Origin of the sequence: Paenibacillus cisolokensis (assembly GCF_018403665.1) — a bacterium.
Lineage (GTDB): Bacteria > Bacillota > Bacilli > Paenibacillales > Paenibacillaceae > Paenibacillus_AH > Paenibacillus_AH cisolokensis.
This window is the reverse complement of sequence record NZ_BOVJ01000077.1, coordinates 14950-27794: the sequence shown is the minus strand read 5'-3', so window position 1 is coordinate 27794 and position 12845 is coordinate 14950. Positions and strand designations below refer to the sequence as shown.

The 12845-nt window shown below is 52.9% G+C and carries 6 protein-coding genes; all 6 read left to right on the top strand.

Annotation, left to right across the window (positions count from 1 at the left end):
- The first annotated feature begins 124 nt into the window (after positions 1-124).
- The 6 genes from PACILC2_RS11595 to PACILC2_RS11570 all read left to right on the top strand — a co-directional run bounded on the left by PACILC2_RS11595 (position 125) and on the right by PACILC2_RS11570 (position 12796).
- Positions 125-550: a polysaccharide pyruvyl transferase family protein gene (locus PACILC2_RS11595; protein ID WP_244863455.1), complete on the top strand. Its 426-nt coding sequence runs from the start codon at positions 125-127 to the stop codon at positions 548-550.
- A gap of 27 nt (positions 551-577) precedes the next feature.
- On the top strand, positions 578-1426 hold the full coding sequence (locus PACILC2_RS11590) for a WecB/TagA/CpsF family glycosyltransferase (RefSeq protein ID WP_082655030.1): 849 nt from the start codon (positions 578-580) through the stop codon (positions 1424-1426).
- A gap of 92 nt (positions 1427-1518) precedes the next feature.
- Entirely contained in the window at positions 1519-2664 is a 1146-nt protein-coding gene (locus PACILC2_RS11585) for an MraY family glycosyltransferase (protein WP_082655031.1), read from the top strand.
- 146 nt (positions 2665-2810) lie between these two features.
- Positions 2811-6872, top strand: a complete 4062-nt coding sequence (locus PACILC2_RS11580; protein WP_213528955.1) for an S-layer homology domain-containing protein — start codon at positions 2811-2813, stop codon at positions 6870-6872.
- Positions 6873-7534: 662 nt separating this feature from the next.
- Entirely contained in the window at positions 7535-10111 is a 2577-nt protein-coding gene (locus tag PACILC2_RS11575) for an S-layer homology domain-containing protein (protein ID WP_213528954.1), read from the top strand.
- Between the two features lie 360 nt (positions 10112-10471).
- The gene (locus tag PACILC2_RS11570; protein WP_213528953.1) at positions 10472-12796 is read left to right on the top strand and encodes a hypothetical protein; all 2325 of its coding nucleotides are present in this window, start codon (positions 10472-10474) and stop codon (positions 12794-12796) included.
- Positions 12797-12845: the final 49 nt, after the last annotated feature.

Below are 12845 nucleotides of genomic sequence, written 5' to 3'. Positions count from 1 at the left end.
GGACCGCGGCGGCGCCGGTCGTCGGCGTCTCCTTGCGCCGGTGGCGCAAGGACGGGGCCGACCTGGCCCGCGCCGCGGAAGCGCTGGCCGCACTGGCCCGCCGTCGGGCCGTGCGGCTGCGGTTTTGCCGTTCCATACCCCCTCCGACGCGGAAGCGTCGAAGGAAGTGATGGAACGGCTCGGCAGCCTGGGCGGCGGCAGCTCGGTCGAGCTGGCCGCCCCAGGCGACGATCCGCAGCGCATGCTGCTCGAGGTCGGCCGCTGCGACCTGCTGTTCGGCATGCGCCTGCATGCGCTGATCTACGCGGCCAACCAGGAAGTGCCGATGCTCGGGCTGTCGTACGACCCGAAGATCGACCAGTTTCTTCATCGGCTCGGTCTTGAACCGGTCGGCACGACGGAGCGGCTCGATCCCGAGGCGTTCGCCGATCAAGCGGTCGCGCTGCTCGAAGGCGGCGAGACGTGGAGAGAACGTCATCGCGGCGCCATCCGGACGCTCAAGGCCGAGGCGGTGCGGCCTGCGCAACAAATTGTCCGGCTGCTGCGTTAGAGATATATACGGGAGGGATTCCTCTTCATGACAACGAGAACGGTTGAACAGCCAGCCGATGCAGGCGGGAAGGAGCGTCTTCCGGCTTCCGGCGGCTCGCCGGGCGAAGGCGGGCTGCCGGCCGTGCCGACAGTGCCGATTTACGGCATTCCTTTTTCCCGCATGAATATGGAGGATACGCTGCGATATATGACGGACGCCATCGAGCGGAAGCGGCCGATCCAGGTGATCACGGCCAATCCGATTATGGTGATGGCGGCTCTGGACAATCCGGCTTACTACAAGATGATGCTGGAAGCCGAGCTGATCGTGCCCGACGGCGCCGGCATCGTCTGGGCCGCTTCGTATGTCGGCCAGCCGGTCGCCGAACGGGTAGCCGGCTTCGATCTGATGCACAGGCTGATGGAGATCGGCAACCGGCGGGGATGGAGCGTTTATCTGCTCGGTACCACGCAAGAGACGATCGAGGCGGCGGCGGTCAACTTTCGCGACCGTTATCCGAACGTGAAGATCGCCGGTTTCCGCAACGGTTTTTTCGGGCCGGAAGAGGACGCCGATGTGGTCAAGGCGATCCGCAACGCCAAACCGGATCTTTTGTTTGTCGCCCGTTCGACGGATACGCAGGATCCGTGGATTGCCAAATATAAGCATGAATTAGGCGCGACGCTGATGATGGGCGTCGGAGGGAGCTTCGATATCGTGGCCGGCAAGCTGAAGCGGGCGCCGGTGCTGTTTCAGAAACTGAGGCTCGAATGGTTTTACCGGCTGCTGCAGGAGCCGAAACGGTACAAACGAATGCTGGTGCTCCCCAAATTCGCCTTGAAAGTAATCCGAGACAAAGAAAACGTAACGAAAGGCCGCCCAACTTTGCCGTAATTCCGCCAAAATCATGAAAAATTCATGAAATTGGGATTGGAGATTCTTTTTTGATCGGAGTATAATCAATCCGGTAGAAAAAAGGGGGTTGGATTATCCCAGTGGGCGTTACTTACGTATATCTCATCGGATTTGCTGTCGCGCTCGTCCTCGCGCTTGTATTGACGCCGCTCGTCAAATCGCTTGCGTTTCGGATCGGCGCTATAGACAAGCCCAATTACCGCAAAGTGCATACGCGGGTCATGCCGCGTCTTGGCGGTCTCGCCATATATATCGCTTTTGCCGTCGCGCTGTTCGTCGCCTTGCCGCTTATGCCGGACAGCCTGCTTCGTCCCTATGATATCAATCTGATCCGCGGGCTGCTCGTCGGCGGAACGATTATTGTGCTGATCGGCGCGCTGGACGACCGCTTCGAGCTTTCGGCAAAAGTGAAGCTGCTCGGCCAATTGGCCGCTGCTTGCGTCGTCGTATTCGGATTCGGCATTCATATCAATCTCGTCAACATCCCGTTCGGTGAAACGATGCAGCCGATTGCCGACTGGCTCAGCATTCCGCTTACGATCATCTGGATCGTCGGCGTCACCAACGCGATCAATCTGATCGACGGTTTGGACGGATTGGCCGCCGGCGTGTCCGGCATCGCCATCGGGACGATTCTCGTCATGGCGGTCATCGTCGGATTCGAACCGATCGTTCTGCTCAGCACGCTGATGCTCGGAGCCATTGCCGGATTTCTGGTCTTCAACTTCCACCCGGCCAAAATATTTATGGGCGACTCGGGCTCCCTGTTCCTCGGCTTTAGTCTGGCGACGCTGTCCATGCTCGGTTTCAAGCAGGTCACGATCGTTTCGTTCGTCACGCCGCTGCTCATTATCGGCGTGCCGCTGTCCGATACCTTCTTCGCGATCGTGCGCCGCTGGGTCAACAAGCGCCCGATTTTCGCTCCGGACAAAGGCCATCTGCATCACCGCTTGCGGGAGCTCGGCTTCAGCCATCGCCGCACGGTGCTGATTATTTACGGCGTGGCGGCGTTTTTCGGCGCCTGCGCGATTTTCCAGGCGGCTGTCGTGCAATCCTCGGGCGCCAACTGGGTAACGTTCGTCGTCATATGTTTGCTGATGTTCGGCTTGCAGATCGGCGCGGAACTAATCGGTATCGTGGATAAAACGAGACGTCCCGTACTCGATTTCCTTGCGAGACTGCGCGCAAAGCCGGACACCCAGTCCCGTTCGAAATAAGGTTTTGTTTGTTCAAGCTCCGTTTTCCCGGCCAGGGAGGCGGGGCTTGTTTGCATTTACGAGCAATTTGCCCGGATAGTCTAAACTTTTTCCAGCTGCCGACCGATAACAGAAGATACGGACAATCAGGAAGAAGGAGGCTTACCGTGTTTAGAAAATTGGGTATCGGTCTTGTTGTGCTGGCGCTTATGGTGCAGCTGCTGCCGTTTTCCGGCGTGCAGCAAGTATCGGCCGCAACGGGCAGTTTCACGTTTCCGTCGGAAAGCGACAGAGCGACACAGCCGAGGATTACGACGGACAGCCGCGTGACGCTTACAGGCACGATTACCGGCGTCAGCTCGTCGTCCATTTCGTATCATGTTTATCAAATTATCGACAATAACGGAACCGACGATCCGAATGACGATCTGATCGGTTCGAAGCGCGAAAATGTGACGAGCAATATTTATGTCAACGGATCCACGATTCAAATCTACAATCTGGAGCTGTTCCCCGGATTGAACCGCATTACGTTCCAAGGCATGCAGGGAGGCGGGGAGGTCAGCAATTCGATCTATATCGAGTACCGCAACGGCCCGGTGTTCTACAACCTGAGCGCCGAGCTGGACGGCAACCGTTTCGAGATGTCCGAGAACAGCACGACTGTTGTGCATTCGCAGCCGTCGCGCGGAAGGGCGAACGCCGATATTACGATTTCCGGTAATGCGCCCAACGCGCAAAGCGTTACGATCATCGTAAACGGCAGCAGCAAAACCTATTCGGTGAACTCCACGAACAATTTCTCGTTCGTCGCTGCGCCGATCAATGTCCGCAAGGGCAAAAATCTGGTGACGATCAAAATTTCCAATGCCAGCCAAACGATCGAGACGACGCGGGAAGTGGTGTTCTACAACGGCAGCGTCACGTTCTATGATGTGAACATCAATGATCCGGGCGGCGCGACGGAGGCGTTGGAATATAATCCGAATCTGATTGTCACGGACATTAACAATTTGACGATTACCGGGAAGGTTATCGTGCCGAACTCGTACCATCCCGAGGCGGCGAATCCGAATACGAATGTTCCGCATCCGGATCCGACCCAGCCGCTGCCGATCAAATATACGTTGAAGCAAGGCGCGGCGACCGTCGAGAACAGCACGGTCAACGGAGCGGTATCCGGCACCTACAAAGAGAGCGACCCGTTCTTTATTTTCGAATATACGATTCCGCTTACCGGATCGCTGCTTCAGTTTAACAAAGCGTACAATCTGCAGCTGCTCGCCGAGAACGAGGTGAACAAGCGGCTTGGGGTGTCGCCGACCGAGGAAGGAACGGACGAACTTTATTTCTCGCTCCGCGATGCGAATACGCCGTATGTCTACCAGGTTAACTATTTGCCGGGCTACAAGCCGACAAGCTATGAGAGCCTTTCCGGAACGAAGCTGGAAGGCGCCAACATTTACGGCCTTCCGCTCGGAATGGAAATTTTGATCGGCAACCCGGGAGCGGGCGGTCATACGGTCGATCTGACGAAAGTAACGAGCCAGAGCGGTCAGGTGGCAACGCTGACTGCCGCCGATTACGAGATCAAGCCGCTGTCGCAGCAGCTTGTGACGCGCACGGTCGACGGCGTGGCCCGGACGTTCCAGCGAATTGTCATCGAGCTCAAGAAACTGCCGTTCGAAGGCACGCAGACGATCGAATACGATCTGAACGGTACGACGGGGCAAGTGACGTTCAATATGCTGTTCGGACCGTTCGTCAAATATGACGGCGTATTTGACGGTATGGTCATCGACGACGACACGACGTCTTCGACTCGCCTGCAGGATATTATCGATACGAAGCTGAAGAAATTCAAAGGGCAGCTGCTCAATATCAACAATACGAACGAAATTCGCTACGAGCCGGATACGGCAAACAATAAGCCGCAGACGATTTTCTTCTATATCAACAATTTGCCGGTCAAGATTGTGCCGGTTTCCGGCAGCCCGAACGATACGAACTTCGTTCTGGACAATAGTTACCGCCAGCAGGCGCTCGACGCGCTGTTTGCCGGCGAGAACGAAATCCGGTTCGTGTTCCAGGGGTCGAAAAATTTCTACGAGAAGACGATCAAAATCAATCTCGTGCCGACCAATCTGCCGGTCATTCCGGTAGCGGGAACGTCGGGCGTCTTCCCGTACAGCTCGAACCTGGACGAGCCGCTGCCGAACGATCCGAACTTCCCGCTGTCGGGCAGCGTCTACACGACGACGAAGCCGGATATGAACATCTACGGCACGTTCGATTTTATCGATCTCGGAACGAGCTATGCCGCGGTGGACAGCAGACTCGGGGCAGGAGCGAGCATCGATCCGGCCAAATACATTTTGAAAATTACCGGTTCGACGCTCAAAGAACCGATTTCATGGGATTTGTCCAAGCCGTTCTATGTCATTGACAGCTCTACCAACCAGACGCTTGGCATCTACCCGTCCACAGGCAGCATTTCGGGATTGTTGACGGTGTACTATGATGTCGCGACGCAATCGTTCTCGTTTATTTTGAAAGACCAGAAGCTGAATGCGGACGGCAGTCCGAGCGTTTACAATTTCTACGTGTACAACAGCGGAGAGACGGGGCCGCGCGCCAGCTACCGGCTGGAGGTCGATCCGACGTCGCTGCCGTACGATATTTTGCGGCCGATTCTGCCGCACAAATCGATTGTCAACCAGAACTTTATCGAGGTTATCATTAACGCGCCCGGCGCCAACAACGTCGTCATCAACAAAATGCAAGCCGAAAAAATCGATTTCGATTCCGACAACGACGGCGTCATCGATTATCCGGGTGCGTACCGCGCCATGGTGACGGGTCTCAAATCCGGCGACAACAAAATCAACTTTACCATCACGAGCGCGAACGACACGATCTCGGATTCGTTCACGATCCGTTATGTGCCGACGAACATTCCCGGCGCGCAAGTGATGGAAGGAATGAAATCGTCGCATAAAGTGTTTGAAGGCAGCATATCGTTGAAATTCGAGAAAAATACGTCGCTGATTCGCCGCGACTTCAATGTTCCGGCCAATTTGAAAAACCAGGTGTTCAGCGGACATCAGCTGCTGTTCGGCATTGCCAATCCGGAGGACGGGGTTGTGGACCGGAGAGAGTTCGAAACGTTGCCGGCCAATTTTGACCGCATTCTGGAAAGCTTCGGCACCCGTTTCCGGGTATCGTTCCCGACGCGATTCACGAAAGCGAGCCCGGTATACTGGATTGACGCCGGTCTTGCCGACGACCCGAACACGAAGGCTTATGATCCGTTAAAGTACGGCGTCGACCCGTACCAGTATCCGGGTACGACGGGACCCGGCGGCACGAAAATTCCGACCTACGACGAGCGGCCAGACGATCGCGAGCTGATTACATCCAAAGCGGGAGAGCTGACGCTGGCGTTCGATCCGAACATGCGCGACAGCATCGGCACGATCATTACCGTCTTCCGGTATGATGTGAAGGGCAAATACTGGGAGAATATGGGCGGCGTCGTGGACACGAAGAAAAATACGGTCACCGTTCCGTTCACCCAGTTCGGCTATTATGTTGTCGGCAAGATGGTCTATTCGTTCACCGACATTACGAGCCATCCGTATGCGCGCAACTACATGGAAGCCATCTATGCCAAAGGCATTATGAATGCGGCCGGGTTTGACGAGTTCGGCGGAGACATGTATATTACCCGCGGCGAATTTGCCCGCATGATCGTCAAGGCGCTTGACATTCCGCTGAACTACGAGCTGAGCAAGCCGCACTTCGACGATGTGCCGAACATTATCAATCCGGACGCGCTGTGGGATTTCCGTTATATCGAGACGGCTGCCCGCGAGGGCATTATCCGCGGCACGTTCCCGCGCACGTTCGAGCCGAACTCGAATCTGACGCGCATGGAAGCGGCGCTTATCATGGCTCGCGCGCTCGATCTGAAGCTTCAAACCGATCCGGATAAAATCCAGAAGGATCTGGAAAAGCAGTTCAAGGACGCATCCGACGTGAGCTACTACGCCAAGGCGGCCGTATCCGCCGTCGCCAAGAAAGGCTATATCGTGGGCGCGCCCGTCGATGCGAATGATCCGAAAAAAGGCTTTGTGTTCGAGCCGCGTTCCAACCTGCTGCGTTCCGATGCGGCCATCATTGTCGGACGGATTTTGGCCGACTTGAAGCGGCTGCCGAAAATCAACTGACGAATCAAGAAGGCCGAGCCGGTCATAGGACAACTATGGCCGGCCTTCGCGCTTCCTCGACAAAAGACGAGATGATTCGATAAATAGAAATGTTTATCGTCGACGATGCCAGGGAACTGCGGTATACTAAGTAGAGTGAAGGCGCGATTGCCGTACATACTCTTCTGTAGCCGACGATTTGGGCGATAAAATTTTTTATTTTTTTTCGGACCGCGAAACTTTTTCGGATATTCTGCGTCAAATAACATGTAGTTGAAAACGATGCAGCTGAAAGATTATTTGTCGAATGCGAAGGGGAAGCCGCTGCGGTTTGTCCGGCATGCGGAAGGAAGTTTCGCAAGTGATTCTCAAGCGTTTCACAAGCACCCGGAAAGTTTTACTATTTTTAAGAACGTTTTGGAACATATTCTCAACTTTCTCTTTACGGTGCTGATAGGCCATTGTATAATGTGATAGTGGTGGCTTTACTCTACCACATTTTTCTACCTGCATTTACAAGTTTCTGCGACATGTTCTTACAAGGGTTAAAGCATGATTGCAGACATCATTTATATCATCATATTGCTCTACTCTGGGAAGGAGGTGAATCGGCAGATGAGGGAAACGAGCAATCCAATTTCCACACAACAACTGAAGCAATTCAGAGGAGGAGAAAAAAGGTTATGAAGAAAAGTTTGTCTTTGCTCGTAGCCATTGCCATGGTGTTCTCCATGTTCGCATCTATGGCATCCGCGGCTGAGCTGACTACGCAACAAAAGTTCGATGCCTTGAAAGAGGCAGGCATCTTCACCGGCTATCCGGACGGAAGCGCTGGTCTCGAGAACGACATGACCCGCGCGGAGTTCGCGAAAGTGCTGGCTCTGCTGAACGGCCTGGACCTGAACAACGCCAAGGCTACATACTCCGATGTGTCCGCTAACCACTGGGCGCGCGCACACATTGGCGCTGTATCCGATGCAGGTCTGATGAACGGTATCGGCGGCGGCAAGTTCGGTCCGACGATCGTAGTAACGGTTGAACAACTGGCTAAAACGATCGTTCTGTCCAGCGGTCTGCAACAATCCAATGCAGAAGTAAAAGGTACGGTCAGCAACTGGGCGAAAGGTTACGTAGCTGCGGCTATCGAAGCCGGATTCATCCCGGAACTGTCCGACTACACGGCTAACGCTACTCGTGGCCAACTCGTCGACGCTTCGTACGAAGTATTCGTGCAAAAGCATAAAACGACGATCACGAAAGCCGCTCAAACGGGCGCTAAAACGATCACTGTCGAATTCAGCAAAGCGCTGACGGACGATCAGAAGAAAGACCTGACGTTCGAAGTGAAGCGCGGTCTGACGCCGGTTAACGTTACGTCGAAATTTGCCGAAGACAACAAATCCGTTGCGCTGACGGCCGCTTACCTGCCGGCTGGCGATTACACGGTGACGGTCAAAGGCTTCGATCCGGCATCGGTCAAAGTCGAAGAAGAGCGTGCAACCAAACTGGAAATCACGGCTCCGGCTCTGACGATCAACGAGCCTGGTCAATCCCAAGAACTGGGAGTTGTTGTTTCTAACCAATTCGGTGAGAAAATGCAAAACGCGACTCCGCAAATTTCGGTTTACAACAACACGAAAGGCCAACCGATCGATATCATTACGAACTCGAATGGCGGACGAGTAGATCTCTACAATAAAGCAGCTATTAATGATGACGTTACGGTTACGGCAATCTACCCGGCTGCCGGACTGTCTGCAACGAAAGTTTACAAAGTGATCAACGGCAGCGCAGCTACCGTTATCAAAATCGGCGAAGTGAAGCCGCTGGAAGGTAAAGAGCGGATCTCGGTCAACGAGACGGGCCTCATTCTTCCGCTGGAGCTGACGACGGCAACGGGTCAAACGATCAAACTGCCGACGCTGACGAAGAAATCCTTCGGCAACCAGAATTATCTGGTACATGGCGGTCTGTACATCTATGTCAGCGACACGCGTATCATTACGGATATTTCCGTTGACAGCAATGGTGTAGTGAAATTCAGCACTGGCGACCAATCCGGCATCGTCAATATCATGATCACGAACCCGGCTACGGCCGCTTCGGCAAGCGCAACGATTACGGTCGCAGGCAAAGCGCAAGTGAAAGAATTCCAACTGCAGCATCCGGGCGTTCAAATCGTTCAAGGTGAAGAAGTTACGTTCCCGTTTGTTGCCGTCGATTCCTTCGGTAAAGAAGTGAAAGGTTCCGATATCAACTTGGCAGAAAGCAAAATCCAGTTTATTTCGGGTCTGACTTTCACGCACAAACTGACGGCTAAAGGCGAACTGAAATTTACGTTCACTCAAGCTGGTACGACGACGATTACGACGATCGTTAACGGCATCGCTCAACCGAACCCGATTACGCTTACGGTTGAACCAACGTCCAAAGACGTCAGAATCAGCGGCTTTAAAGATGTTGCTAACGTTCTTGAAGTTGGTGCAGAAAACAATTTTGGTAAGGATAACATCCTGAAAGTCGACAACTACGGTCGTGAAGGCACAGCGAAAGAAGACTCCTACGAAGTAAAATCTAGCAACACGAGCGTTGTTGAATTTAACGGAACCAAGTTGATTGCTCGAGGTGCAGGTACGGCTGTTATTACGGTTAGCCTGAAAGGTGTTGATTACTCCTCCTACGAGAGAGAAATCACGGTCGTTAACTCGAGCGACATCAAGTCGTATGAAATTCAATCGATCGGTACGCTGTACAAAACGAAAGACGAGCGTTATCAGAAACAAGTTAAAGTTAACGGTAAGCTCGCTAACGGCACGGTTGTAAAACTGGCTAATGAAAACGTCTCGTTTGCAACGAGCTCCAATCCTTCGGTTGTTGCAGTCAACAACGGCGTTCTGACGGGTGTCAATGTCGGCAAATCGACGATCAGCGCTGTTGTCAACGGCATCGAAGTACCGGGCGTTGAAGTAACGGTTTCCGACGAAGCACCTGCTGCGAAAACCGTTAAATTCAAGAAAGACGAATACGAGGTTCAAGCAGGCCACACGATTGATTTCGCCGACGAACTCGAAGTGAAAGACCAATACGGTGTTGAGCTTCCGAAAGACGGCCAAATCTATGTGACGGCTAACAGCGGCGTTGCAACGGTAGTAGGCAAAACGAGCGTACAAGCGAAAGCCGATCAGGCTGGCAAGTTCGTAACGCTGACCTACTATGCTACGAACGGTGTATCGGCAACGACGACTCTCGTTGTTAAGTAATAATCCGAGGAACCGTGAACAGGCAGGGGATTTATCCCTGCCTGTTTTATTTTATTGTCAGGACGAAATTCCTTTAAATCTTGCGAATTCCCGAAACAAATGAGGGGATTCATACGTCTAACTAAAGTAGAAACGTACAGGAGGAATGATCGTGAATTATAGGTGGTTGAAATACGGGGTCATCACCGTTACCGCATCGGCAATGTTATATACGAGCGTGCCGCTTGTTATACCGGAAACTGTTCAAACGGCTCAGGCGGCCGCTTCGCAAAAATCGCTCTCGTCTCAGTATGTTCGGCTCAATTCAACGAGCGTTTTGTCGGTTCGGGACGCCCATTTCCTGATGCAGGAAAAGGTAAGGTGCTCGCTTTTAATGTGTACATAACGAACAACAGCTCGCGGCCGCTCAATTTGATCGATTATTGGGTACGGGTAAAAACGAAGAGCGGCAAGGTGTTTAAAGCGACACTGGTCGAAGCGGATAAAGAGAAAACATCTGTTCCGGCGAAAACGACAGGGACGCTAACCTATTACGCCGTTGTCGATTCCGGCACGAAGCTGTCCGATCTGCAGTTTCAGGCGATCAAATGGGACTTTTCGGTGGCCAACTATGAACGTCTTCTCGGCACGATTTCCGCGCCTTCCAATGCGACCGACAAAGTTCAGGCATTCAAGGCGGGAACGGTTCGGTTTCAAAATACGAAGCTTCGTTCCGCGGTGAAACAGGCTTTCATTACAGAAGATCAAACCAATGCGTATATGACTGTCAATTTTTTGCTTGAAAATTCCGGTCTGCAAGCAGCGAATGTATCACCATTGAAGTTTTTTGTCCAAACGGAAAGCATGTCGGTCTATACCGTAAATGCGCCGGAATTGGAACAAATGGTTATTCAACCGAAAGAGCGGAAGATTGTCACTCTTCATGTGACGCTGCCGAAAACGGTGGCGCGCAAACCGCTGTCGCTCGTCGCCGCATTGAACGATGAAGCTAGCAAAGTCCAATTGCCCTTGGGCGTCTTCGCTCTGCCGTCGGTCAAGCCGGCTTCGGCGCTCGCCTACGGCAAGTCGCGCACTGTCTATTTGAGCGGACAGCCGGTCAGCACTTCCGTTGGGGCCGCTGTGCTGGATGAAAATGACGAAGGGCAAGCGTTGACGGTCGACTTCAAGCTGAAGAATACCGGATCCAGTTCGATCGCGTTCCCGAATCTCGAGTTTATTTTGCATACAAAGGGCAAAGTAAGCTACCCGTTGACTTACACGAAGGAAGAAAACGGAAGACTGCTGCCGAATATCGAGAAGAAGCTGGAGCTGACCGGACAAATTCCGTCCAATGTCAAGCTTAGCGATGCGACGATTGAGCTGCGCATGGGGGCATCCGAGACCGATAAAGGCTATGTCATCGGAAACTATAAAACGGTATCCCAAACAGCGGCTCCGGGCGAAGGCTCGCTTACAAGCTCGTTTGTATATGACAAAGTTTACGAAATCAAGCTGAACAGCGTTGTCCGTTCGCCGATGCAGGACAGCGACATTCTGGTCGCAGACATTACCGTAACCAACAAAAGCTCGGAGTCGAAAAAAGTGCCGAACCTGAGCGGTTACTTTATGGTCAACGGGGTGAAGATTGATGGTGATTATAAATCGGTCGCTCTGGACCAAACCATTACGATAGCGCCAAAAGGAACCTATAATTACGTCGTTTATACGAAAATTCCGTATACGACGAGAATCAACACGATATCGTTTGTCAGCACGGAGCCCGTTCAGGACAAACCGGCGAAAAACTTGTACCGCTTCAACGGCCAAAAGTTGAGCGAGATACCTTCGTACAACTATATCCGCGAATACGACATTACCAACGTCGGGAAAAAGTCTTCGGCAAGTCTTATTCGCAACGCGATATTCGAAGGCGACGGCGCAAGATATTTCTATTCCGAATTTGTGCTGACGAATAAAGAAGCGAGAACGGTCGACGTGGCCAAGCTAGGTGGTTATGTCGAAGATGCGAGCGGCGAGATGGTGCCGGTTCAATTTTCGGAGACGACGACCAAGCTTATGCCTGGCGGCAAAATTTTGATTTCCGCATGGGCGAAGCTGTCGAGCCGATTCGACACTTCGAATTACAAGCTGTACATCGGCCAGGGTGTGGAGGCGGCAAGTGCCGGCACACCGTCGGAAGGCGAGCCTGCCCCTACAGCGGAGACCGTCATCGTCAAACCGGTAGCCTACACACTGTCCGGTAGCGGCGGCACCGAAGTCGCTCCCGACCTGAAAAATATACTTTTTGCAGGGCATGAATTGTCATTCTCCAAAATACGGGCACAGTTGAAAGTAAGCTCCGGTTTTACGGTCGAAGGAATCGAGCTGTCGACGCAATATTCGTTGAAGCAAAACGATGAATACGACATCATTGCCGGTGACCGAAAAATTATGATCGAATTCGTAAATCAGGATAATCAGCAAGTGACGTTCAGCAAGACGTATACGATCGACAAACAAGAAGAAGGGCAGGAGATGTTGAAGAAGGGCGCTGACCTGCCGCTGACCATCGTATTCACCGATACCGAAGTGCAGAACAAAATCTCGGACTATCAGAAATACAAGCTGAACGTTTACGAAGTATTCCAGAATACCAAGCTCTTGATCGCTTCGAGAGAGCTTAACTGGTTTGCGACGGAAGAATGACCGAAACAAGGTAGACCGGTCTGCCGGAATGAAGTATGCTAGATTTATA

What these genes read in the sequence shown, in the direction of transcription:
- PACILC2_RS11590 (WP_082655030.1), top strand. Translation starts at nt 578, where the DNA reads ATGACAACGAGAACGGTTGAACAGCCAGCCGATGCAGGCGGGAAGGAG.
- PACILC2_RS11575 (WP_213528954.1), top strand. Translation starts at nt 7,535, where the DNA reads ATGAAGAAAAGTTTGTCTTTGCTCGTAGCCATTGCCATGGTGTTCTCC.